General features: G+C 38.7%; 18 protein-coding genes. 15 read left to right on the top strand and 3 right to left on the bottom strand.

Annotation, left to right across the window (positions count from 1 at the left end; all coding sequences use genetic code 11):
* Positions 1-413: 413 nt before the first annotated feature.
* Genes ACTJIV_RS10760 through ACTJIV_RS10750 form a run of 3 tightly spaced genes read left to right on the top strand, consistent with a single transcriptional unit; the run spans position 414 to position 3,768 of the window.
* Positions 414-1,523, top strand: a complete 1,110-nt coding sequence (locus ACTJIV_RS10760; RefSeq protein WP_336379636.1) for a sensor protein KdpD — start codon at positions 414-416, stop codon at positions 1,521-1,523.
* 5 nt (positions 1,524-1,528) lie between these two features.
* A complete protein-coding gene (locus ACTJIV_RS10755) occupies positions 1,529-3,244 on the top strand; it encodes an ATP-binding protein (RefSeq protein ID WP_440627373.1) in 1,716 nt (571 codons plus the stop codon).
* A 59-nt stretch (positions 3,245-3,303) separates the two neighbouring features.
* Entirely contained in the window at positions 3,304-3,768 is a 465-nt protein-coding gene (locus tag ACTJIV_RS10750; RefSeq protein ID WP_440627371.1) for a hypothetical protein, read from the top strand.
* Between the two features lie 102 nt (positions 3,769-3,870).
* On the opposite strand, the gene ACTJIV_RS10745 is transcribed toward ACTJIV_RS10750, so the two are convergent.
* Together ACTJIV_RS10745 and ligA are read right to left on the bottom strand one after the other, a co-directional pair.
* Entirely contained in the window at positions 3,871-6,336 is a 2,466-nt protein-coding gene (locus ACTJIV_RS10745; protein WP_440627369.1) for a DUF7619 domain-containing protein, read from the bottom strand.
* Between the two features lie 452 nt (positions 6,337-6,788).
* On the bottom strand, positions 6,789-8,795 hold the full coding sequence (gene ligA / locus ACTJIV_RS10740; RefSeq protein WP_440627367.1) for an NAD-dependent DNA ligase LigA: 2,007 nt from the start codon (positions 8,793-8,795) through the stop codon (positions 6,789-6,791).
* Between the two features lie 238 nt (positions 8,796-9,033).
* On the opposite strand from ligA, the gene ACTJIV_RS10735 reads away from it, so the two are divergent.
* From ACTJIV_RS10735 to ACTJIV_RS10695, 9 genes are all read left to right on the top strand, one after another.
* Positions 9,034-12,120 carry a TonB-dependent receptor gene (locus tag ACTJIV_RS10735; protein WP_440627365.1) on the top strand — a complete coding sequence of 1,029 codons (3,087 nt, stop codon included), beginning with the start codon at positions 9,034-9,036 and terminating at the stop codon, positions 12,118-12,120.
* A gap of 60 nt (positions 12,121-12,180) precedes the next feature.
* Positions 12,181-12,927, top strand: a complete 747-nt coding sequence (locus tag ACTJIV_RS10730; RefSeq protein ID WP_223558535.1) for a glycerophosphodiester phosphodiesterase family protein — start codon at positions 12,181-12,183, stop codon at positions 12,925-12,927.
* A 330-nt stretch (positions 12,928-13,257) separates the two neighbouring features.
* The gene (locus ACTJIV_RS10725; protein WP_440627362.1) at positions 13,258-16,230 is read left to right on the top strand and encodes a SusC/RagA family TonB-linked outer membrane protein; all 2,973 of its coding nucleotides are present in this window, start codon (positions 13,258-13,260) and stop codon (positions 16,228-16,230) included.
* An 11-nt stretch (positions 16,231-16,241) separates the two neighbouring features.
* Entirely contained in the window at positions 16,242-17,687 is a 1,446-nt protein-coding gene (locus ACTJIV_RS10720) for a SusD/RagB family nutrient-binding outer membrane lipoprotein (protein ID WP_440627360.1), read from the top strand.
* Positions 17,688-17,745: 58 nt separating this feature from the next.
* On the top strand, positions 17,746-19,311 hold the full coding sequence (locus ACTJIV_RS10715) for a calcineurin-like phosphoesterase C-terminal domain-containing protein (protein ID WP_440627562.1): 1,566 nt from the start codon (positions 17,746-17,748) through the stop codon (positions 19,309-19,311).
* Between the two features lie 380 nt (positions 19,312-19,691).
* The gene (locus tag ACTJIV_RS10710) at positions 19,692-20,405 is read left to right on the top strand and encodes a 3-ketoacyl-ACP reductase (RefSeq protein ID WP_111955875.1); all 714 of its coding nucleotides are present in this window, start codon (positions 19,692-19,694) and stop codon (positions 20,403-20,405) included.
* Between the two features lie 256 nt (positions 20,406-20,661).
* Positions 20,662-21,489 (top strand): 50S ribosomal protein L11 methyltransferase, encoded by an 828-nt coding sequence (prmA, locus tag ACTJIV_RS10705; RefSeq protein ID WP_440627358.1) that lies wholly within the window; start codon positions 20,662-20,664, stop codon positions 21,487-21,489.
* Positions 21,489-22,349, top strand: coding sequence for an SH3 domain-containing protein (locus tag ACTJIV_RS10700; RefSeq protein ID WP_440627356.1), 861 nt, complete (start codon positions 21,489-21,491; stop codon positions 22,347-22,349). Before prmA ends, ACTJIV_RS10700 begins: the two co-directional genes overlap by 1 nt.
* A 381-nt stretch (positions 22,350-22,730) precedes the next feature.
* Positions 22,731-23,819, top strand: a complete 1,089-nt coding sequence (locus tag ACTJIV_RS10695) for a fatty acid desaturase family protein (RefSeq protein WP_116012115.1) — start codon at positions 22,731-22,733, stop codon at positions 23,817-23,819.
* A 175-nt stretch (positions 23,820-23,994) separates the two neighbouring features.
* On the opposite strand, the gene ACTJIV_RS10690 is transcribed toward ACTJIV_RS10695, so the two are convergent.
* A complete protein-coding gene (locus ACTJIV_RS10690) occupies positions 23,995-24,945 on the bottom strand; it encodes a Dyp-type peroxidase (protein ID WP_440627354.1) in 951 nt (316 codons plus the stop codon).
* A 185-nt stretch (positions 24,946-25,130) separates the two neighbouring features.
* Here ACTJIV_RS10690 and ACTJIV_RS10685 point away from each other — a divergent pair, with 185 nt between their 5' ends.
* The 3 genes from ACTJIV_RS10685 to ACTJIV_RS10675 are packed head-to-tail and all read left to right on the top strand — an operon-like array spanning position 25,131 to position 26,561.
* Positions 25,131-25,880, top strand: a complete 750-nt coding sequence (locus ACTJIV_RS10685) for a sulfite exporter TauE/SafE family protein (RefSeq protein ID WP_440627352.1) — start codon at positions 25,131-25,133, stop codon at positions 25,878-25,880.
* A gap of 16 nt (positions 25,881-25,896) precedes the next feature.
* Positions 25,897-26,139: a MoaD/ThiS family protein gene (locus ACTJIV_RS10680; RefSeq protein ID WP_440627350.1), complete on the top strand. Its 243-nt coding sequence runs from the start codon at positions 25,897-25,899 to the stop codon at positions 26,137-26,139.
* Between the two features lie 5 nt (positions 26,140-26,144).
* Positions 26,145-26,561 (top strand): molybdenum cofactor biosynthesis protein MoaE, encoded by a 417-nt coding sequence (locus ACTJIV_RS10675; protein WP_336379624.1) that lies wholly within the window; start codon positions 26,145-26,147, stop codon positions 26,559-26,561.
* The last annotated feature ends 16 nt before the right edge of the window (positions 26,562-26,577 follow it).

Below are 26,577 nucleotides of genomic sequence, written 5' to 3'. Positions count from 1 at the left end.
GTATTTCGTAGATAAGAATTTCACATAAGTGCTCAAAAATCAAAGATTTTATAGTAAATAAACATGCATAAACATGCATAAACATCCGTGAAAATCTGTGAAATCCGTGGTTAAAAAACAACCACAAAAGTCACAAAAGTTTTTAAACACTTAAGTTATTTGAAGTTTAAATGCATTGTGAAAAGAAGTTCACATCAGTATAAAAATATTTGATTTTTATACTGATGTATACCACTTATAGAACCGGGGAAATTCCCTTCCACGGGAGGGGTGGAGAAAATTCAAAGAATTTTTGACGGGGTGGTTCGAGAAAAAATGTCTAAAATAATCGTAACTTACTTATATCGTCTAAAGTGTTGGAAAATAAACCTTTTGTGCCTTTTGTATTAAAAAAAATAAAGCAAAAAAAATCAATGTCATCAGCAAAACATTTTTTAGAACTCATTCAGAAATCTCGCAAAGGAAAATTCAAGATCTATATCGGGATGAGTGCAGGGGTGGGAAAAACTTTCCGTATGCTTCAGGAGGCACAGTCTCTGCTGCGTAACGGCATTGATGTGAAAATAGGCTATGTAGAAACCCATGACCGTGAAGAAACCGTAGCTCTTACTGACGGAATTCCCGAAATACCGAGAAGATCGGTTTTCTATAAAGGTAAAAACCTTGAAGAAATGGATCTTCAGACCATTATCAATGAACATCCGGAGGTGGTTCTCGTGGATGAATTGGCGCATACCAACGTAGAAGGTTCAAAAAATAAGAAAAGATGGCAGGATGTGCTGGAGATCCTTGATAACGGAATTAATGTCATCAGTGCCATGAATATTCAGCATATCGAAAGTCTGAATGAAGAAGTGAAGAACATTACGGGAATAGAAGTGGCTGAACGTGTTCCTGATAAAATTCTGGGTCTTGCGGATGAGGTGGTAAATATAGACCTTACCGCCGATGAACTGCTGACCCGCCTGAAAGAAGGGAAAATTTATAAAAAAGAGAAGATCCAGACTGCGCTTACCAATTTTTTTCAGAGCGGACATATCCTGCAGCTTCGGGAGCTTGCTTTGAAAGAGGTGGCTGCCCACGTGGAAAGAAAAGTGGAAACGGAAATAAAAACAGAAAACTTTAAACCGATAAAATTTCTCGCATGCATCAGCAGTAATGAAAAGATCGCTAAAAATATCATCAGGAAAACAGCCCGTCTGGCAAGTTATTACAACAGCCAGTGGACGGTTCTGTATGTACAGAAGCCATCGGAGAATCCCGAAAAAATTGCCCTCGATAAACAGCGGTATTTGATTAATAATTTTAATTTAGCACAGGAATTGGGAGCGAAGGTCGTCCGGGTAAAAGAAAACAGTGTCCACAAAGGAATTCTGGATTACGTGATTGCCCATAATATCACGACAGTCTGCATAGGAAAACCCCATGCAGAGCTCTGGCAGCGTCTTTCCGGCTACAGCTGGATTTATACGCTGATGAACAGGCTGAATGAGAGGCAGATAGATATTATTATTTTATCTTAGAAGTAATGAAACTTAAAACAAAACTCACCCTAGGCGTAGGTCTTTTATTTTTACTGATTGTACTCATGTCAGTGATCGGATCCGTCTATATCAATAAACTGAAATCGGATACGGAAAAGATCCTTACGGCCAATTACAACAGTCTGGAATTTTCTAAAAATATGTTGCTGGCACTGGATAAAATAAGCACGGACAGCGCTATTGCCGTCAATGATTTTCAGAAAAACAATAAGCTGCAGGAGAAAAACCTTACTGAGTTTGGCGAAAAAGAAGCTACCCAAAGCCTGAATCTTCATTTCAACAGTTATCTGAAACAATCTTCTCCGGAAAAAGAAAAATTGATCCGTGAAGACCTCGCGAAAATCATGTCTCTGAATATGAAAGGGATTGAAAGAAAAAGTGATATCGCCATCATCACCGCTGAAAACGCCACTTTCTGGATCGTCAGTCTGGGAACCGTATGTTTCCTGATTGCTTTTATCCTGCTTTTTAACCTGCCTCAGACCATTGCAGAGCCTATCAATCAGCTGACGTTCAGTATCCGGCAGATTGCAGCTAAAAATTATAACGAAAGGGTACATTTCAAAGGAAGTGAAGAATTTAACAGCCTTGCGGATTCTTTTAATACCATGGCGGAAAAGCTTCAGGAATACGAAAGCAGCAGCCTTTCCAAACAGCTGATGGATAAAAAACGTATTGAAACACTGGTGAATAATATGCATGATGCAGTGATCGGGCTGGATGAAAATCACTTTATCTACATGATTAACGATGAGGCATTAAAGATCACCAATCTACGTAAGGAAGAAATCATTGGCAAGACCGCCCATGAAGTGGCTGTCAATAATGATCTGATGCGGGAACTGCTTAAAAATATCGATCATCCGGTGAAAGAACCGATCAAGATTGTTCGTGATAATAAGGAAAACTATTTTGAGCAGGATATCATTCCCATCAATATTGTAAAAACGGGTGAAAAAGAAACCAGATATATCGGGAAAGTAATTCTTCTCCGCAACATTACCCCTTTCAAAGAACTTGATTTTGCTAAAACCAATTTTATAGCTACAATCTCTCACGAGCTTAAAACTCCGATTTCTGCAATAAAAATGGGAGTACAGTTACTCGGAAACCAAAAATTCGGAGCGCTGAATGACCAGCAGCAAGAATTGCTCAAAGGTATCAATGATGATGGCCAAAGGCTATTGAATATCACCGGAGAACTTCTGAACCTTTCACAGGTAGAAACCGGAAATATCAGACTGACCATTGAAAAATGCTCACCGAAAGAGATGGTACAGGCTGCTGTAAAGAATGTTGAAAAGCTGGCGGAACAAAAAAATATTCCAATCAATATCGAATATCTTGTAAGCGACAATGACTGGGTGAACGCAGATTTTGACAAGACGGTCTGGGTGATTAATAATTTTCTGACCAATGCAGTAAAACATTCCTTCCAGGATGAAAATATTGAGATCAGGGTAGAAAGGCTGGATTCAATGATTCAGTTCAGTATTACTGATACCGGAAGTGGGATAGATGAGAAATACCACCGCCAGATCTTCGACCGCTATTTTCAGGTTCCGGGAGAACATCAGAACGGGACAGGGTTGGGCCTGGCTATTTCTAAAAACTTCATTGAAAAACAAAATGGGGATATAGGCGTGAAAAGCGCTCCTAACCAGGGAAGCACTTTTTATTTCAGACTGCCGGTGGTATAATGTTTAAAGGTGTAATAAATTCTTTAAATTTACAAAACAACAAACCACAAAATTCTTTAATGAAAACATCTACTAATCTGCTGTTATTCCTGTTTTTTATCCTGTTTCAATCACAGGTGTCAGGTCAGGCTTTCAAACTGGAAGAGCTCGCCGGATTCAATAGGCTTGATATGGCTTCATTTAAAACAGAAATTAAAGAGCAGCATAAATATACTTTCTATGACAAAACAGAAAGTCCTGCATTTGTTCTGTTCGAGTATGACAGCCCGGGATATATCTATAAAATTGGAAAATTTGAATATACCGATGATAAATCTCAGGACAATATAGAGTTTCAGTTCAAAGACAAAAAAGAGCATGATGCCTACATAAAAACAATTCTTGCAGCAGGCTACAAACAAACTGAAAAAGGGAAAATACTTACCGGTGAAAATTATGTGGATTACCTTAAAGATAAAGCACAGATCAGAATGGTTTATCCTAAGACTGCAAAGGATAATTACACGATTATAGTTTTCAAATAAAATGATTTTTTATATACTTTGGTATCACTGGATTTTGTACGATAAAAAATAAGGGCTGTAAATTTTTTTTACAGCCCTTCAAATATAGATAAGGTTATTAGTTTATTTTTTAATGAACTTCTGGATCATCGTTTTGTCTTTTGTAAACAACTTGATGATGTAGTTTCCTTTAGCCAGTTCGGCTACATTTACAGAATTGGTTTTTACGCCTGTAGTATTCAGGATTCTTCCGGAAGCATCATAAATTTCAGCTTTGATGATCTCCTCACTGGATTTGATGTAAAGAATATCCTGTACCGGATTCGGATAAATGCTTACATTTTCCTTGCCTGTTTTAGTTTCAGAAACTGCCAGCACATTTCTTACCGTAGTCGTGTAAGTGTTGGTAATGATCGGGGCATTATAATCAAAATAAATATTTGCCGTATTGCTGAATGCATCTCCCATGGTCAAAGTAGATTTTGTTTTGATCTTGAAAGAAATGTATCCATCATTATTTGTATCGTCAAACGGAAGCTGTATATTTTCAAAAATAAATTCGGCCGTATTTCCGGTCATTCTCGTTACAAAACTATGGCTTGCATGTAAAGGGGTGAGAGTAGAGGTATCAAATTTTGAAGCATCAATTACATCTTTCACCACAATATTCCTTGCGTTGGCAGTTCCTTGATTTTCAAACCGGATCAGGTAATGAACGTAATCGCCCACCTGGGTCTGTGCAATCATTGTTCCTTCAAGACAGGTTTTATCATTCGGATCCAGAGAATTCACAACCGTTTGGTTCAGGGTAAATGTATTGTCTGTTGGCGTATCGTCAGGGGCTCCGTTGATCTGTGCTGTATAATGCAGGATATCACCATCGTTTACCGGAGGAGTATCGGTTGGTGTATTCAGTTCGAATTTTACCTTAACTTCTCTTGTTTCAAAAGGAAAAAGACCTGTGAAATTCCAGGTAAGGTTTCCGGTAGATTGAGCATCAGGAGTTACAGTAGAGCTTACGAAATCCATAATACTGTCATTATAGCTGAATCCAACAGTTCCGGATTGCATGGTCGTTCCCTTGTTTTTGAAAACAATTTTATAATCCGAATTGAATCCCGGTACTGCAGAATCCAATGGAATAATCACAATTTCAAGGTCCGGATGGGATCCGTTGGCTGTGATACAGAAATTCTGCGTCAGCGGGCTTGTCATCATAGGGAAATTAGCCGTGAAAGAAGAAGGTGAAATACTGAAATAAGCTGGGTTTTCAAGAACCGGAGTTATTGTGTGTGAGCCTGCCGGCACCGGAAGGGAATAGTCGCCAGAATTATTACTGATAACGCTTCCTGTAGTACCGCTACCTGCGATATTGAATTTCTGGAATGCCTTATTCAGATCCGCCGGGTCGCAGCCGTTTCCGTTAAGATCATATTTTGTATTTCCTTTGATGGTATAGAAAGTTCCGCCGGGAGTGAATGAACAGTAAGAATTTACCGTTACATTATTATAACCAAACGAAGTATTGTAGGCAATTGTCTGATTAATTTCAGATTCGTCACAGCAGATATAGCTTAAATTAGGATTGTTTTGATAGAGGCCAGAGTTAAGCCTGCCGTTTTTCATGAATATACTCTGCAAATTGTTATTGGGAGCATTAAATGAGTTCAAAATGGTATTATGGGTAATGTTAAGAGAAGTAAGCTGGTTGTTATTGAGGAAAAGCGTCTGCAACAAAGGAACTCCGGAAAGATCGATGCTGGTGAACTGGTTGTTGATGATCCTCAGATAATTTAAGATCGGACTCTGACTTAAATTAAGGGTTGACAGATTATTATAACTGGCCTCAAGTGATTTTAATTTGGGTGTATTCTGAAGAATGAGAGAGGTAAGCTGGTTAGCGGAGCATACTACGTCTTCAAGTTTTGTTAAGTTACTCAGATCAAGACTTGTCAGCAAATTTCCGGAAATATGAAATCTGTATAGATCAGTCAGTGAACTTACATCAATGCTGGAGATTTCATTGTCACTGCACAGAAGATATTTCATAGTCGTACTTCCGGCATAGTTGATCGTTTGTAGCTTTCCTCCGTTACACGTCAGGATATTCATTTTCGGGAGATTGGAAATATCCAGGTTGACAATTGCGGAATTGGATACATTAATATTTTCCAGTAAGGGACATCCCGTAAAGTTGGCAGAAGTCATATTCACGTTATTCGTAAAACTTACCAGTTTCAACGTTTGCATACCGCTGACATCTACGGAAAGAACGGTTGGACAGTCGGATACATCCAGATATTCCAGGTTGGTGAAAGACTTTATCCCTTCTATTGAGGAAATCTGGAATGAATTGCCATTGGAGCTGTAGATGTTTATATTTCTGATATTAGCGGCTTCGGAAACCTGTATTTCACCATCATTATTGAGATCCATAGGTATCCAGTTGCCTGCAAGATTTTGAGTAATGTGGTTGGTGGCAGTTCCGGAAAGAAGTTTGGCTTTAAATTGCAGATCCGGAATGTTGACAATCTGTGCGATGACAGATAAGTGTGCCAGAAAAAGCACAAAAAAATAGAGTTTTTTCATGGTCGAGTGATTATTTGTTTTGATAAATATATGAAAAATTGTATTACGAAAAATAATTACTTTTTAATTTTTATTATTTCATATAATGTTTATTTTGTTTGTTTTTGTTTAAATAATTTATTTAAATATTGTTTTTGTGTTAATTTTTTATTCTGTATAAATATTATGGAATTGTAGAAATATGAGGAAAAATATGGTTATTTAATAAACAGTTATGGCTTTTCCGAATAATTTAAATTTTGACTAAAGCCCATTCCCATTGAATATATTTGCCACCACTATAAAAATCTGCGTTATCCGAGCCATCTGCGAGAAATATTTTCCATGTTTTATGAATCTGTGTCATCTGTTTAGTCTATAATCACAATTCAATGCTATTAGGCTTGGACTTTACAAAAAAATAAGCCATTGAGATTGTATTTCAATGGCTTATTTATTATTTATTAAAGGTATTACTGTTTCTCTACCAGATCCAGAAATTCCTGTTCATCCAGAATGGTGATGGTACCAATGTCCTGCGCTTTTTTCAGCTTGCTTCCGGCCTTTTCGCCTACCACAAGGAAATTGAGGTTTTTAGAAACTGCAGAAATATTCTTTCCGCCGTGTTTTTCCACCATTTCTTCAGCCTGTTCTCTAGTGAACAAAGATAATTTTCCGGTAAAAAGGAAAGTTTTCCCTTCCAGAACATTAGAAAGAACCTCATTCGTACTTTCTCCCTTTTCAAGCTGTACTCCATAAGATTTCAGACGTTCGATCATCAGGATGTTTTCCGGGTTGCTGAAGAATTCCACGATGCTTACTGCAATCTTGGCACCAATGTCTTCCACCTGGCAAAGCTCTTCTACGGTAGCGGCTTTCAGCTCATCAATAGTAGCGAAATTTTTCACCAGTTTTTTGGCAACCGTTTCACCCACATGCTTGATCCCGATTCCGTACAAAACCTTTTCAAATGCAATTTCTTTCGACTTTTCAATCCCTGAAATAATATTCTGTGCAGATTTTTCTGCCATTCTTTCCAGCGGAAGGATTTGTTCTTTCGTTAAAGCATAAAAGTCAGCCGGATTTTCGATTAAGCGTTCTCTGTAAAGCTGTTCGATAGTTTCGCTTCCCAGGTTTTCGATATTCAAAGCCTTTCTGGAAACGTAATGGATCATTCTTCCCACTACCTGAGGCGGACAGTGAAGATCATTCGGGCAGAAATGGATGGCCTGGTCTTCTATTTTTACAAGCTCGGTACCACATTCAGGGCAGTGCTTGATGTATTCTATTTCTTTGCTTTCTTCAGTCCTTTTTTCAGTATTGACGCCTACAATCTTAGGAATAATTTCGCCGCCTTTTTCCACATAAACAAAATCATGTTCGTGCAGGTCAAGTTTTTTAATAATATCCTCATTGTGGAGAGAAGCTCTTTTTACGATCGTTCCAGCCAGTAAAACAGGTTTCAGATTAGCCACAGGGGTAATCGCACCGGTTCTTCCCACTTGATAAGATACGCTCTGAAGTTGGGTTTCTACCTTTTCAGCTTTAAACTTATAAGCCATGGCCCATCTTGGTGATTTTGCCGTGTAACCAAGCTGTCTCTGCTGTTGCAAAGAATTGACTTTTAAAACAATTCCGTCAATCTCAAAAGGAAGATTATGCCTTTCCGTATCCCAGAAACTGATGAACTCCTTCACCTCATCCATTGTTTTACAGAGCTTTGCCTGCTGTGAAGTTTTAAAGCCCCAGCTTTGAGCCTTCTGAAGCAGTTCCCAGTGACTCTGTGCAGGAACATCCTCAGAAATAAACTGGTAAAGTACCGATGACAGACCGCGTTTTCTTACCTCGCCACTGTCCTGCATTTTTAAACTTCCGCTGGCAGTATTCCTCGGATTCATGAAAGGATCCAGTCCTTCTTCTTCACGCAGTTTATTGATCTTGTCAAAATTTTTACGGGTCAGATAAATTTCACCTCTCATAAAAAAATGGGGAGGAAAATCTCCTTTTAAAGTAAGAGGAATATCTGAAATAGTTCGGACGTTTGCCGTAATTTCATCTCCCTGGAAACCATCACCGCGTGTTACAGCCTGAGCCAGTTTTCCGTTTTCATACAGGATAGAAATAGAAGCGCCGTCATACTTCAGTTCCGCAACGAATTCCACCGGATCATTGATCGTCTTGATAATTCTTTTCTCCCAGTCTTCAAGATCATCAAAATCATAAGAATTATCCAAAGAATACATTCTGAATTTATGCTGAATCGTTGGAAAAACTTTAGTAATACCACCTCCTACACGAACGGTAGGCGAATTTTCATCATAAAATTCCGGGTGCTTTGCTTCCAGGTCCCGAAGCTCTTCCAGAAGCATATCAAACTCAAAATCAGAGATGGTAGCGGCATCCAGGAGGTAGTAATTTTCATTATGTTGGTGAAGTTCCTTGCGGAGCTGTTCTATTTTTTGCTCTATGTTTTCAGGCATTGCATTCTATCTTTTGAGCAAAAATAGCTAAACTAATTTCATTAAAAAATACCATAATTAAATATTATAGAAATATTAAAAAGCTGTAATATCATTTAAAGTGTTAATAATCATTATTTTAAAACGTTTGTTTAAATTAATTTAACATAATGTTATGATTTAGTTGAAAATTTGTTAAAGCTCCCTTAAACAGATGGTCCGGAAAGTCAAAATACCTTTGCACATCTAATTTGAAGAGATGAGAAAAGTAAAGATTGTACTAGGATTATTGTTTTTGGGATTTGGAACACTGGCTTATGCGCAGACTACGCAGGCTTCTATTGTGGGAAAAATAACCGGGCTGGGCAGTACTGCTCAGGAAAAAGTGAAAGTAACGATCGTGAACGAGTCTACAGGGTTCAGGACGGAAACGGAGACCAATTCGAAAGGAGAATATATTTTTAAAGAAATTCCTTTGGGCGGGCCTTATACGGTTATTGTGAACGAGGAGAAAAAAGAAGGATATAACGTCAACTTTGGAGATCAGGTGACCGTCAATATGAGCTTGGGCGGCAGCGAAAAGCAGATAGAAGAGGTGGTTGTTACCGGAAATCTGAAAAATAAGATCGGAAACCTTGGAGCGGCTACAGCTATTTCAGCAAAGAATATCAGCATGCTGCCGGTAAACGGAAGGAATTTCACTAATCTTACCGAACTGTCCCCGTTAAGCGGAAAAGGAGGGAATCTTTCCGGCCAGCTGGGATCTTCAACCAACTTTACGATTGATGGAATGACGGCTAAAAACCCAACCTCAGCAGGATCCACAACCAGCAGAAGTGGTGCCCCGTTTTCTATTTCTATTGAGGCTGTCCGTGAGTTTAAAATCACAACCAACCAGTACGATGTAACACTGGGAAGAAGTGGTGGTGGAACTGTAAGCGCCGTTACCAAATCCGGTACGAATAAATTTTCTGGAAGTGCCTGGGAATATTTAAGGACAAACTGGTTATCCAGTCCGTATGACATCAGGGGAAACAAAAGAGAAAATGATTTCTCTACTTCCCAGTTCGGGTTTTCATTGGGCGGACCGATTATTAAAAATAAACTGCACTTCTTCGTGGCATGGGATCATCAGCTGGATTCAAGACCGTTGATTATTGCGGATATCAAATCTAAAGACGACGAGAAGAGATTTAATACAACAACTGAGACGCTGAACCAGTTCCTTGATATTGCAAGGAAAAAATACGGAGTTGGAAATACTCCACAGTTCGGAAGCTTTGATAAAGTAAGAAATTCTGACGCAGGATTCCTTCGTTTGGATTGGCAGATCAATGAAAAAAACCTATTGACGTTAAGAAATAATTTCACCTACGATCTTAATAAAAACGGATTGGGAGATAATACCGCGATCAACTTCTTTGAATCTTACGGGAATGATAAAAACCTGGATAACAGCTTACTTTTGACTTTGAGAACAAACGTAAAGCCGAATATCACGAATGAATTAAAAGCACAGTATCTATATACTTTCCAGGACAGTTACCAAAACAATGAGTTGGGACATCCGGTTCCGAGAGCTGTTGTGGAAGGAGTTGCCTCCAGTGTTGGATCTACCAATATCCAGATTGGAGGACATCGTTTTGCCCAGGAAGGTTTCCGGAATAATGTATTCCAGATTGTGGATAACTTATACTACAACACGGATAAGATTAAATATACCTTTGGGGCAGATCTGATGTATACCAGATCGAAATCCATCTACGGAAGTGAAGTGAACGGAAGATTCCAGTTCCAGGGAATGACAAATTTTGCCAATCTTACTCCTTACAGGTTCTACAGAGAAGTACCGTTGATGGACGATCCTTCTGTAAAATCCAGTATCTGGAATGCAGGAATATACGGACAGATCCAGACCAAAATAGCAACAGGTCTTGATTTTATGGCCGGATTAAGATTCGATTACGGAGGATACCCGAAAGCTGAATTCAATCAAAAGCTTTTTGACGAAATGGGAATCAGAACGGATAACCAGATCAAGTCTTTTGTTATTCAGCCAAGATTTCAGTTTGACTGGAATATCAACGAAGAGAATAAGGATTTCTTAAAATTTGGTGCGGGAATCTTCTCTTCCGATATCAACAACTATATGGTGATCAATAACCTTGTTTTTGACGGAAAACATTTGGCAACAGTAGATGTGAATCCAGGAACTGTTGGCCTGACTCCTGATTTTCCAGGATATAGAAATGACTACGGAACGGTTCCTTCACTTTCACAGTATCAGATCCCAACAATCAATTATACAGGAGAAGACGCAAAAATTCCAATCGTTTATAAAGCGAATATTTCCTATACACACTTCTTTAATGAAAGATTCAGAGCAGGAATTGCCGGATATATGGCGCTGGGAAGAAACAATTACTTCTATTATGACAGAAACATGATGGCCAATCCATTCTTCACTTTAGCTAATGAAGGGGGAAGAGGAGTATATGTGCCTGCATCTACTATCATCAATAATGATAATAAAAGTGTGAGTATCGACTGGAAAGAAGGAAGAATCAATAAAAAATTCGGAAGAGTGCTTGAGCTTGTAAGCGATGGAAAAGTAAACCAGTTCTCGTTCGTGGTAGATACCAGCTACCGTTACTGGAAAGATGGGGAGATCACTGCAAGTTATACATGGTCCGACATCAAAGATAATACCTCATATAACGGAAATGTGGCGAATTCTGCAACATTATCTACTCCGGTTCAGGGTGATCCGAGAGATTTAAGAATGGGCTATTCTGACAACCAGTTCAGAAACAAGATCGTGGTTTATGGTAACTCACCTACCATTGCAGGCTTTACTTTGGGAGTAAGGTATTCAGGAATCGGAGGAACGCGTTTCTCAGTGACTGCAGGAGGAAACATTAATGGAGATTTCGTGGATTCCAATGATCTTGCCTATATTTTCCCGGAAATTATTACCCAGCCGCTTCTTAATGATCCGGAAGTAGGACAGGCACTGAAAGATTATGTTGAAAAATACAACAATGCCATTGCAGAACGTAACGGAGGTAAAAACGGTTTCTACGGGGTATGGGATGTTCGTGTTGCGAAGAAATTTAAATTTGAAAAGATCGGTGCATTTGAGCTTTCTGTAGATATCTTCAACCTGGCGAACCTTCTTAATAAAGAATGGGGTGTGAATAAATCTTATGGTAATATGTCGTTGTACAGGGTAACCAAATTCAACCAAGCTACAAGGCAGTTTGAGTACGTTAAAAATACCAGCGGTTTGGCGCCTCTTTCCGGGAATCCTTACCAGATCCAGATCGGAGCCAAATACAGCTTTTAACATTTAAATAGTACCTTTAACAAACATTTTAAGTTTTTTATTTAATTATCCAATTGTATTATGAAAAAATTTATCTTAGGGTTAGCAGTTTTAAGCACAGTCGTAATGAAGGCACAAACCCAGATTATTGCACACAGAGGCTATTTCCAGGCTCAGCCGCCTACAACGGAAAATTCTATTAAATCTTTAGAAAATGCCCAGAAATTAAAGATATACGGATCGGAATTCGATGTAAGAATGACCAAAGATGGTGTTCTTGTGATCAATCATGACGAACATCATGGTGAAATGGAAATTTCTGAAACCAATTTCAAAGAGCTGGAAGCATTGAAGCTGTCGAATGGCGAAAAGTTTCCAACACTAAAAGATTATCTGAAGCAGGGCAAAAAAGATCCTTCTTTAAAGCTGATCGTTGAGATCAAGCCTGCAAAAACTCCGGAAATAGAAAATGAGATCACTCAGAAAACCCTTAAAATGATCAGGGATATGAAACTGGAAGGGCAGAGTGAATATATTTCTTTCAGCCTGAACATCTGCAAACAGATCAAAAAGCTGGAACCGAAATTCAAGGTTCAGTATCTGAACGGTGAGCTTTCTCCGGAGCAGATCAAAAAAGAAGGTCTTGACGGAATGGATTATCATTACAGCGTTTTCCAGAAAAATCCAACATGGATTTCTGAGGCGAAAGCATTGGGATTGATCACAAACTCCTGGACAGTAAATGATCCGGCAATTTATCAGGATCTAAAAAATCAGGGAATAGGTTTTGTAACCACTAATATTCCTGATCAGTTAAAGAATAAATAACAGATTTTGGCTTAAAGAATAAAGCCGGATAGTAAATTTTACAGCCTGTTTCATTTTAGAAACAGGCTGTTTATATCTGTGTTTGAATGATTTATTGATTGAAAGCAGTATGGTATATTTATTTTTTCAGAGAAAGACAATAAAGGTATACTAATGAAGATGTAAAACAGTATTAAAAATTATTAATTATTTAAATAACTGAATATCAAGTACATGTGTGATGTGTTAAACTTAAGTTCATGATTTGTTTAATAATATTTTAATAAATGTTAAAGTGGCGTTAAAAGCATAGCCATAATGTCGTTTTAATTTTGCGCAAACAAAAAGGATATGCGTAAAGAGACACAAAAACTGCTGGTTTTCTCGCTGTTAGGATTAGTCAGCGTCAATCTGGCGGCTCAGCAGAAAGCGAAAAAAGATACTGTTAAAGGCATTGATGAGGTGGTGGTAACTGCTTTGGGGATCAAAAGGCAGGATAAGTCTTTAGGATACTCTACCCAAACTATTAAATCAGAAGAAATCCTCAAAACCCAGAATAACAACTGGGCCCAGTCACTGGAAGGTAAAGTAGCCGGACTGAAAGTTCAGACCGCAGGGGCAGGGCCATTGGGAACCAGCCGTATCACACTCCGTGGAGACGTTTCTATGAACATGGGAAATAACGGGGCGCTGATCGTTGTAGATGGTGTTCCTTTAAGTGACAGGAAAACAGGAACCGGAACTTCGGCATACGGCGCTGGTTCGGGAGGTGACTTACCTATTGATTACGGGGACAGTTTCAACAGCATCAACCCGGAAGATATCGAATCTGTTACCGTTTTGAAAGGTCCAAGTGCATCTGCATTGTACGGTTCCAGAGGTTCCAGGGGAGCTATTATGATCACCACCAAATCCGGTAAAACGAAAAAAGGAAAAATTCAGATCACACTGAACTCCTATACCAGTTTTGACAGTGTCCTTAAATGGCCGGATTATCAGTATGAATATGGACAGGGAACCATGCAGAAAGACAAAGGCGGAAATTATTACTACTCTTACGGAGCTTCCGCAGACGGAGTGAATACCGGATCTACCAGCAGTGCTTTCGGACCGAAATTTGACGGGCAGTATTATTTCCAGTATGATCCTTCAGTAGAGGGACAGAGTAAGGAAAGACAGCTCTGGAGACCCTATAAAAATAACATCAAAGATTTCTGGCAGACAGGAACCACCTATTCAAACAGTTTATCATTAGAACATTCCAATGAAACGACTGCCTTCAGATCATCTCTTTCTTACCTTAAAAATGAATGGATGATGCCGAATACAGGCTTTAACAGATTGAACGCAGCAGTATCTGTTGACCATAAAATGAGCAGTAAACTAAGGGTAGGAACCAAATTGAATTTCAGCCAGACCAAAAGTGATAATCTTCCGGCTACAGGATATAACAACCAGTCGATTTCATACTTTATGATCTTTCAGAATCCAAACGTAGATCTGGCGTGGTACAGACCTATCTGGAAGAGCGGACAGGAGCAGGTAGATCAGATTCATCCTTTCAGCTCATATATTGATAACCCATATGTTATTGCTTATGAAAACCTGAATTCTACAGATAAAAAGATCATTACCGGAAATATTAACGTAAACTATCAGTTTGCGAAAAATTTTGATGTGGCCTTCAAATCCGGACTGGAATGGAGCAATGAGTTCCGGACACAAAGAAGACCGTGGAGCTCTGCCAACTATCTGAAAGGCTATTACAGAGAGCAGTACATCAGATATTTAGATCTGAATAATGACATTCTATTTACCTATAAAAATAAATTTGGAGACTTTGGTGTAACTGCTTCTGCCGGAGGAAACATAAGGTATTATGAGCAGAGCATGAGCGATTATAGGGCGATAGGGCTTAATAAAGCAGGGGTATACCAGCTGACCAACGCCATCGCACTGGATAATAAGCTTCCGAAGCCTAATGACAACCAGGTGAACAGTATGTATGCACTGGCGAATTTCAGCTATAAAGATCTTGTTTTTGTGGATGTTACGGCCAGGAATGACTGGAGCAGTACGCTTCCTAAACACAACAGATCTTATTTCTACCCGTCGGTGTCATCATCCTTTATCCTGTCTGATATTTTTAAAATGAAATCAGACCAGTTTAATTTCTGGAAACTGAGACTTTCATGGTCAAAAGTAGGAAACGATACCTACAATTATATGCTTGATAAATACTATGAAAACAGTTCGTTTACTGGTTCCGTGGAATCTCCCTTGCTGTATCCCAATCCTGATCTGAAACCTGAAATGATCACCAATATTGAAGGCGGGATGGATTTTACGATCCTTAAAAACAGATTAAGCTATAATATCACAGCTTATCAGAACAATTCCAATAATCAGACTATTGTAATCCCGGTACTGTATGAGGTAGGCTATAACAAAAGGATTATTAATGCCGGTGAGATCAGAAACAGAGGAATTGAAATGACCTTAAATGCTTATCCGGTCAAGAATAAAAACTTCTCCTGGAATGTAAGCGCCAACTGGTCTATGAACAGAAATAAAATCCTTTCCCTTCCTGAAGAATTTCACGGCGAACCTTACACCATTGGAAGTGTAGGCGGCGTGGTGTATTACAATGCTGTAGTAGGCGGTTCGCTGGGAGATATGTACGGTTATGGCCTGATGTATTCTCCGGACGGGCAGGTAATTTACGGAAGCGACGGATTGACGGCAAAGCCTACAGAAATGAAAAAGATAGGAAATGCTTACCCAAAATGGAGAGCAGGTCTTCAAAATGAATTTAAATATAAAAATATTACATTAAGCTTCTCATTTGACGGTCAGTATAAAGGAATTGCCTATTCCCAGTCCCATCACAAAATGTCCGAGCAGGGAAAACTCGAGCATACGCTTTGGGGAAGAGATAATCCGAATGGCCTGATCGTAGGGCAGGGGGTAGTTCAGAACCCGGATGGCAGCTTCTCACCGAACACGAAAGGAGTTCCCGTTCCTACCTATTACGGTGATTATTACAGAAGAGCCAATGTGGAAACGAATTCATTCGATACCTCGTTCATCAAGCTTAGAGATGCCAGGATTTCTTATTCATTCCCGAAATCAATTGTTGATCCTTTGAAGGTTACGGATATTACCCTTGCCTTATTTGGAAGAAACCTGTGGATGTGGACAAAATTCCCATTGTTTGATCCCGAAGCTGCAACCCTTGATGATTCTACCATTACTCCGGGGATAGAAATGGGGCAGCTGCCTTCTTCAAGAACAGTCGGGATACAGTTAAACGTTAAATTTTAAAAATCAGAACAATGAAAAAACTTATCTATATATCTTCATTTCTCATGCTTTTGGGAACTGCTGTGTCATGTGACAGAAGCCTTGATGAGATCAATAAAGACCAGAGCCGGATCAATAAACCAGTGGCCAGCTCACTGCTGGTTCCTATCCAGTATAATATGGCTGCAATAGGCTATAACAGGGCTAATGACTTTACTTTCGACCTTATGCAGGTATCTCTGGACTTCCCGAATGAAGGAAACTCGCTGAGCCGTTACTACATCACTGAAAATACCGGAGCCGGGTTCTGGAATAATTCCTACCGGTGGCTGAAGCAGGTAGATGACCTGAAAAGAGCTGCTGTTGAAGAAGGGGATAAAAACTATGAAGCTATTGCTTTGGTACTGAATGCATGGATCTATTCCAACCTTACCGATACGTATGGTGATGTTCCTTTCTCTGAAGCTTCCAAGCTGGATGAAGGAATTTTACAGCCCAAATTCGACAGACAGAAAGATATTTATGTAAAACTGCTGGATGATCTGAAAACAGCCAATTCCCTTTTTATCACCAATAAAGTGCTTGCGGGAAATGACCTTTTTTACAAAGCTGAATCAGATGCAAACGGAATCACCAACTGGAAAAAGTTCTGTAATTCACTTTCTTTAAGATTGCTGACAAGAATTCTAAGCAAGAATGGTGAAGTGAATGTTCATGCAAGAATCCAGGAGATCATCGGTAATCCTTCTGTATACCCAATTTTTCAAAGCAATGCCGATGGAGCGAAACTAGATATCACGGGAGTTTCCCCTCTGATGCCGCCTATTGCCAGACCCCAGGATTTTACTACCGGAAGAGCTGCTTCCGAATTTTTTGTTACAACGCTGAAAGCAAATAATGATCCGCGTTTGGCGATGTTCTTCTCCCAGGCCAAAGATCTGAACAATGTTAGTATAGGGTACAAAGGAGCACCTTCCGGGTATGCCTTTGGAACCACATTCGATTATCAGCCTTCAAATCTTAATCAGAACCTAGCCAAAGCCCCTCTGAAAATCCTTATGTATCCTTATGCTGAGCTGCAGTTCATATTGTCCGAGCTTGCCTTTAAAGGAATTGTTCAGGGGAGTGCGCAAACTTATTATGAGAATGGAGTAAAAGCAGCGATAGAACAGTGGGGAGCAGTAATGCCTGCCAACTACTTCAGCAATCCCAATGTGGCTTATAAGCCTGAAATGGAAAGAATCATGCTTCAGAAATATGTGGCGCTTTTCTTTGTAGATCAGCAGCAGTGGTTTGAAAAAAGAAGAACGGGTTTTCCTGTACTTCCCAATAATGGAGGTCTTCTGAACGGTGGTGCCATGCCTAGTAGGTTAATGTATCCGCCAAACCCTAAAGTTTTGAACACCGCCAATTACCAGGCTGCGATTCAGCAGATGGGTGGAGATGATATCAATGTAAAAATGTGGTGGAATAAGTAGTCAAGAATTAATAGATAAAAATTAAGAATAAGATATGAATATCAGGATAAAATTTCTAATGCCTTGCGTATTGGTTTCGGCAATGGCATTTTCACAGGATTCCGTTTCAGGATATGTGTTTGAAGATAGTAATAAGAACCAGAAGAAAGAAAACAGGGAAAAAGGAATTGAAGGCGTTTCGGTATCCAATGGAGTTCAGGTTGTGCTTACTGATAAAAGCGGTAGGTACAGCTTACCTGTTCAGGAAAACCAAACCATCTTTGTGATCAAACCTTCAGGATATCAGACGGCTCTGAACAGCAATAATCTACCGCAGTTTTATTACCATCACAAGCCAAAAGGCTCACCGGCTGATTTTAAATATAAAGGAACAGCGCCAACAGGAGATCTTCCGAAAGAGCTGAACTTCCCGCTTTATAAAAAAGACGAAAGCAAAAATTTTGATATTCTTGTTTTCGGGGATCCTCAGCCTTACACAGAAAAAGAGCTTGATTATTTTAAAAGAGCTATCGTGAATGAAGTGAAAGGTACTAAGAAAAATGCAGTATTGGGAATTAGTTTAGGAGATTTGGTGGGCGATAATCTGAGCCTTCAGAAACCTTACGCGGATGTAATGAAAGAGATTGGCCTTCCATGGTACAATGTGATGGGAAATCATGATATGAACTACGACACCAAAGAAGATCAATTTTCAGATGAAACCTTTGAAAATAATTTTGGTCCGGCTAATTATTCTTTCAATTACGGAAATGTACACTTTATTATTTTAGATGATATTCTATATCCAGATCCGAGGGACGGAAAAGGCTATTGGGGCGGATTCCGTGAGGACCAGCTGAAATTCATTGAAAACGATCTGAAACTGGTTGATAAAAACAAACTGATCGTTGTTTCTTTCCATATTCCTTTAGAGCATAAGAACGAAGATAATTTCAGAAACTCAGACCGCCAGAAATTATTTGATTACCTGACTCCTTTTCAAAATGCTTTGATTTTATCGGCTCACACACACATTCAGCAACAGATATTCTATGGAAAACAAGCGGGTTGGAACGGTTCAAAAGACCTGCATGAATACAATGTGGGAACTACCTGTGGCGACTGGTGGTCAGGAACGTCTGATGAGATAGGATTGCCTACTTCAACCATGAGAGACGGAACTGCAAAAGGATATTCGTTCATCAGCTTTAATGATAATCAGTATAAAGTTAAATATAAAACAGCCGGAAAACCGGAGGACTATCAGATCAAATTGTATGTTCCGAAAGTGATTCCTTACCCGTCAAAAACCTCAGCAAAGATCCTTGCCAACTTTTTCATGGGAAGCAAAAAGGACAAAGTAGAATACAGGATAGACAATGGAGCCTGGGAAGAAATGGATTATGACGAAACAGTAGATCCGAATTTTGCCCTTTCCGTATTTAAATGGGATTCTACACAGAATTTATTCCCCGGAAGAAGACCTTCCAACCCTGAAATGTCAAAACATATCTGGACTGCAGGTTTTCCTAAGAAGCTTGCGTTAGGAAAACATAAACTTGAAGTGAAAGCTGCAGATATGTACGGAAATCAGTTTACCGCTTCCGAAGAATTCGAGGTACAGAACCCTGTTCTTATTCCATAGTTTTTCATTTTTTACTATACTTTCAACAGAAACCGGTTTATGATTAAGCCGGTTTTGTTTTTTTGGTAACTTGAAATGATTGTGCTGTAAACCACCCCGTCAAAAATTCTTTGATTTTTCGCCACCCCTCCATGGGAGGGGAATTTTGATCCGATGAATTTTTTGTTGGTAAAGATCTCCGGTTTCTTAGAACTTAAGTGAACTTTTTATCTTTAAAGCATTAAACTTTAAACATTAAACTTTAAAATAACTTAAGGATTCAAAATCTTTGTCCCTTTGTATAAAAATCAGAGGTTACTATTAAAATTCGGTTAAATCCGGATTCTATCGGTCCTTTAAAAATGTTCTTTCGTAAATTTGTCTGACGAAACAATAATATTATGAATATAAGCGGAAAAAATGCCATCGTAACTGGTGGTGGAAGAGGATTGGGAAAAGCGGTTGCTTTAGCTTTGGCTAAGGAAGGAGTGAATGTTGCTGTTACTGGTAGAAATGCAGAAAATCTTAAAAGTACGGCTGAAGAAATTAAAGCGCTTGGTGTAAACTCGGCCTATGCTGTTTTCAGTATTGATAACGAATCTGAAGTGAAAACCGGAATCGAATCCCTTGCAAAACAGCTGGGAAGCGTAGATATTCTGATTAATAATGCCGGAATCGGGGATTTTGGAAGCATTGAAGATATGCCTTCCGAAACCTGGGAACAGGTCATTAAAACCAATCTGTTTGGAGTGTACTATGCTGCCAAGGCGGTGTATCCGTTCTTAAAAGCAAATGGTGAGGGAGATATTGTCAATGTGGCTTCTACAGCGGGTTTGAAAGGCGGTCCGAATATGTCAGCTTATGCAGCATCCAAAGCAGCGGTAGTTTCCTTATCACAATCGATGATGGCAGAATGGAGAAAGCAGAACATCCGTGTGATCACTTTAACGCCGAGCACTATTGCTTCCGATATGAGTATTCAGGGGGGATTAACAGACGGAAATCCTGATAAAGTACTTCAGCCGGAAGACTTTGCAGAATGGGTAAGAGATATTTTGAAAATGAACAGAAGAGCATTGATTGCTAACGGTTCTATTTTTTCTACAAATCCATAGATTGGCTATGAGTTTCGAAATTTGGGTTTGTGTGATGTCCCAGGAACTAACTTATGTTTAAAATATTCAATAGGAGCGGGCTTTAGCCCGCTTTCTCTTTTTAATAATCTCATCCGGCTTTAGCCAAAATAAAAAAACTCTTACTGGCCTTTGCCATAAAACAAAGACATTATTCTCAAAATATACAAGACTCATGGCACTTCAATTTTTTTAACAATAATAACATCCTTATTTTTGCACTAAATTATTCACTCACATGCAAAATTATTTAGAATTCAATTTCAGGATTTCTCCATTGCAGCCATGGAACGAGATATTAATGGCGGAGCTTATCGAAATAGGTTTTGACAGCTTTACGGAAGAAATCGACGGAATTTTAGGATATATCCAGAAAGAACAGTTTAAAGAAGAAGATCTTAAAGCACTTCCGCTTTTTGAAAATGAAAATGTACAGATCACTTATTCTTTCGAAGAAATGCCCAATATCAACTGGAATGAAGAATGGGAAAAGAATTTTTCGCCGATCAATATTGATGATAAAGTGCTCATCAGAGCAGAATTCCATGAATCTGTCCCGGGAATGCATGAAATCATCATTCAGCCAAAAATGTCTTTCGGAACAGGGCATCATCCTACAACGCACCTGATGATTCAGCAGATGATGGATATTGATTTCAATGGTAAAAAAGTGCTTGATATGGGATGTGGAACCTCGGTTTTGGCAATTTATGCAAAGCAGATAGGTGCAGGGGATACAAAAGCGATTGATATAGACGAATGGTCTGTGGAAAACTCAAAAGAAAATGCTGCCAGAAACGGGGTTGAACTTGATATTGAACTGGGAACCGCAGAAAATTTAGGAAAAGAAAACTTTGATATCATTCTGGCTAATATCAATAGAAATATCCTGATCTCCGATATTCCTACCTATGTTTCTGTTATGAATGAAGGGGGAAAACTGCTGCTTTCCGGACTGTGCTTCTTTGACGTGGATGATATCCTGGAAGTATGCAATGAAAGCGGACTGGAACTTAAAAAGAAACTTCAGCGTGAAGAATGGGTAAGCCTTTTGCTGGAAAAATAATGAAACACAATAGTCATATGAAATCTTTATTGACGGTTTTATGCCTGCTGTTCCTGCAGTTTTTTTCTGCACAGGAAGAAAATGGCGTTTATCCTGACGGAGTTTTCAGCTTTGAAGAAAACAAACCCCAGAAAATTTTTACAGACTGGACCAGAGTAAGAAAAGAACCGGATGTAAAAGCTGAAGTAACAGATTCTCTGCAAACCAACCAGCAGGTGCTGATCCTTAAAAAAGAAGAAGCAATACTTAAGTTAGGCGAAAGAGGGGCTAATTGGTACAAAGTTTCTTATCAGAAAGGAGATTTGGTTTCGGAAGGGTATGTCTGGGGAGGTAATCTTTCCGTTGGTTACCGCAATAAGAACGGCTACGATTTCCTTTTTGGACTTTCAAAAACGGTAGACCGGAAAAATAAAGAATATAATGAAACTGTAAAGCAAAACATTGCCGGGATAAAAGTCATCGAAGGAACCAATTTAGTTGATGAGGTGTACTTCGACACCGGAAGAGGAGAGGAACTAAGCTATGCTACATTTACCATTGAAAGCGGACATAAGCTGCAGAGTGTGGAACTCACCCTTAAAGCTATGGTTTCCGGTGAAGCCTGCGGAATTGCAAGCTATACTCAGTATGTTCTTTTTAAAGACAAAAAGCTGGTTCCACTGCCACAACTGATGAATGTAGGGGATGCCGATGTATACTACCATTCCGAAGAATTTGTATTTCCCAATGATAAAGGCGGAATTCCCAATGCATTTATCTTTAAAACAGAGGAAATGGAAAGAGATGACAAAGACAGAGAAAAGAAAAAACATTCTTCCAAAACGTATCTCTGGAACGGAAATTCTTATAAGCTTAAATAAAGTTCAAAACTAAAAATAAAGCAGCTGCCGTATAAATTACGGTGGCTTTTGTATATCCTTTAGCGAATAATAGAATCTGTTTTATTAAAATACAAAAAGACTTAACATTTTCTGCAGGGTCTTTCTCAGTAAGCCTGAATCATTTTGAATTGCATTGTGTTGGCTTTAATGATTTAAGTTAGAAATCTTTCTAAATCATTCAGATGGATGAGGCATGGACAAATAAATGTACCTTTAATTAAAATATAATAAATTAACAATTAATACGTTATATATGTAAACAATCCGGTAATGTACCGGAAAGCTTAATACGCTCCTCATTCCAACACCCGATTTAGCACATCTGTTTGTTCGCGTTAGGTAGATCAAACAAGATATCTTATGTCACAAAAAGTAAAATTCTCATCAGTTTCTGGTTCTCATTTTTATGCAACTCTTAGGAGCAGAGTAGATCAATTTTTCAGTCAGCATCAATTAAGTCAACATGCCAATGGCCATATGTGGGGCAAAACTGTATTTTTCCTTACAGGGTTTATTGGAATTTACCTTGTAATCATTTCAGGTCTGCTTCCGACCTGGATGCTCTTACCACTTGCAGTGGTTCTGGGTATGTTTAGTGCCTTTGTAGGCTTCAATGTATGCCACGATGCTATACATGGTGCACTTTCCGGTAATAAAAAAGTGAATAAACTGTTCGGGTTTATTTTTAATCTGATCGGCGCCAATCCATACGTTTGGAGTATCACTCACAATGTGGTTCACCACACCTATACCAATATCCCCGGACATGATGAGGACATTGAAGTCGCGCCGGGATTGATCCGGATTGCTGAGGAAGACGAAGTGAATCGAATTCAACGGTACCAGCATTGGTATGCCTTTCCGCTTTACAGCTTAGCTTCCCTGTCATGGGTGTTCCGTAAGGATTTTGTAAAGTTTTTCCAGAAAAAAATTGGGGCACATCAGAATAAGCACCCTAAGCTGGAATATTTCAATTTGTTTTTCTATAAAGCGCTTTATTACTTCCTTTTTATCATATTGCCGCTATTGGTACTGGATGTGAGCTGGTGGCAGTTTCTGATCGGTTTTCTGTTCTTACATATTGCCGAAGGCTTGACGATGGGACTGGTATTTCAGCTGGCCCACGTTGTTGAGGGTACCAATTTCCCTGTGCCTAACGAAACCGGGCAGATAGAAGAAGCCTGGGCGGAGCACCAGATGCGTACAACTGCAAATTTTGCAACGCACAATAAGCTCGCGGCATTTTTCCTTGGCGGACTAAACAGGCAGATAGAGCACCATCTGTTTCCTAAAGTCTGCCACATACATTATGGGAAGATCTCTGTTATTGTGAAGAAGACAGCGATGGAGTTCAACTTGCCTTACATTGAAAATAAGAGCTTTTTATCGGCACTGTACTCGCATTTTCTAACACTGAAAAAATTTGGCAAAGAGGCGGCCGTTAATTAACCAAATAGGGTAGCTAGCCTTTGTATCCCCGAACTCTTTGGCTACTGATCTTAATCGGATTTCATAAGTATTTTGTTGATTTATAATATTTTATAATTTATTAAATGTATTTTTGATTGTTAAACTTATATTTATACATACATTCATTATATTCTAATATTATTGTTTTATAAATTTATCCTGAAAATTCATCAAGCATGTCTAAACTTGGAACAAAAAATAATGTTCCTGTTTGTGCAGTACTGAAATCAAGAATTCGGTCATAATTTCCCGGCGGGTTACCGATGAACATATTGGTCAACATTTTTTCAACCGTGCTGAATGTACTTGCATAGCAGATAAAATAAGTTCCCATTTCATGAGTTGCTACGTTTCCGAAAGGCATGTTATCACGCACAACTTTAAAGTCATCACCAATATTAGCCAATGCAATATGTGAATTTTTAGGTTTTACATCATCATCCATTTCAATATCAAGGTCTTTGGATCTGCCTATTACTTTTTCCTGTTCTTCCACAGAAAGCGATTTCCAGGCATTAATATTGTGGATGTATTTCTGTACAAAAAGATAGCTTCCTCCTTCATATTGTAAATCAGAATCATCAATGATGGCAAAATGATCCCGGTCTTTGCCGTGTGGGTTTTCAGTACCGTCAACAAATCCTAAAATAGATCTGCTATCCCAATAACGGAATCCTTGTACCTCAACTACACAATCTGCTATTTCCTTCATATATCCGGAAATTATAGAAGCCATATCATAAGCAAAGCTTTTTTCATCGGCCCGGATGTGAAAATGCAAATCTCCTTTTGTACTTACTGCCGTATGTTTACTGCCTTTTATTTCCTGGAATTTCTTAAATTCTTTAGGCAGTGGTTGAGGCAATTCAAGTTGTTGCCATGCTTCATATCCAATCCCCATTACACAGCTGGCTTTGGAATCCGGAAAACGGTCAAGTGCCGAATTATTCAAATTAATTACCAAAGCACAAACTCTTTGGAAAACTGATTTGATCTTATCGGGATCAATGTTGTCCTTAAAATTCCATATTAAAAAATAGGTGTTATTATTCGGATAATCTGTAACATTCTGAGCATTATAATCAGTAGAAAAAGTATTATTCATTGAGATGGGTATATTGGTTTTTATTTATCAAATTTAATAAATGCTGTTGGGATAATGAGGTTGGTTTTATAAAATAAACAATTCAGAATATTCTTCTCACAAATTACGGTAGAAACTTTTTATTATACCTTCGTATGACGCCCTAAAAATGAGTATTATTGTAAGAAAATTAATTCTCAAAATATATGGGGCATTGGGAAATCTTTTTGTTTTTTTTAATCATCGCTTTCATTTATTCTTCTGTGGGATTTGGTGGAGGATCCAGTTACCTTGCTGTTCTGGCAATGTATAGTCTTCCTTATCAGGAAATACGGTTAACAGCGCTTATCTGTAATGTTATTGTGGTAATAGGAGGCGTATTTATTTATATCAAAAATAAGCAGACTGACTGGAAGAAAATACTTCCGCTTACGATTATAAGTGTTCCTATGGCGTATCTGGGAGCTGTTTTAAAAATAAGCCAGGAAACTTTTTTCCTGATCTTAGGCATTACTTTAATCATTGCTGCATTGTTGCTTTGGATCAAGACAGAAACAAAAAATGGCGAAAACCCCTCAGAATATACAGAAACCTCTCTGTTCAAAAACGGATTTTTAGGAGGGGGAATCGGATTTTTATCAGGATTGGTGGGAATTGGCGGCGGAATTTTTCTTTCCCCTCTATTAAACCTCATGAAATGGGATACCTCACGAAAAGTTGCAGCAGCATCAAGTGTTTTCATATTGGTAAATTCAGTATCAGGGATTTTCGGACAATTATCCAAATTATCTGCAGACATGGATTATTTCAGAATTCTCAGTTTGTGTTTTGCCGTATTCATTGGCGGACAGATAGGTTCCAGGATGTCACTGAAATGGAATCCCTTGGTCATCAAAAGAATGACAGCTGTCCTGGTTTTGGTAGCCGGGATAAATGTTTTAATAAAATATTGGTAATAAGCTAAATTTAAAAATGATACTTAAAATATTAGCATTCGGAATAACGAAAGATATTTTCGGAACTTCAGAGAAAGAAATAGAAATAAATGAAGGTGCAAATGTTAATGCGCTAAAAGAGCTTCTGGAAAAAGATTTTCCTAAACTGAAAAAACTGAAATCTTATTTTATTGCCGTTGATGATGAATATGCAGAAGACTATCAGGTATTAACGGTTTCTAACGAAATAGCAATAATTCCACCGGTGAGTGGTGGATAAAAGATATGGTTGATATTAAAATAACAGAAAATATACTGGATCTTACGGATTGCTTTAGCCTTGCATCCGATCCTGCATGCGGAGGAATGGCATCATTCGTAGGAACAGTACGAAATCAGACCAAAGGTAAATCTGTCACTCGTTTGGAATATGAGTGCTACGAATCTATGGCAGTTAAGGAAATACAAAAAATAGTGGGTAAAGCCATTTCTTTATTTTCGGTAAAAAATATTGTAGTTCATCACCGTACCGGAATTTTATTTCCAGGCGATGCTGCTGTGATTATCGTGGTGAGTGACGGGCATAGAAATGCTGTTTTTGATGCGTGCAGCTATATGATCGAGAATATTAAAAAAACCGTTCCCATCTGGAAAAAAGAAATTTTTGAAGATGGAGAAGAATGGGTTTCCGCACATCCGTAATTTGAGGAACAAAATT

The organism is Chryseobacterium sp. 22532 (assembly GCF_052044665.1).
In the GTDB taxonomy this organism is placed as follows: Bacteria; Bacteroidota; Bacteroidia; order Flavobacteriales; family Weeksellaceae; genus Chryseobacterium; species Chryseobacterium lathyri.
This window is presented reverse-complemented; position numbering and strand designations above follow the sequence as displayed.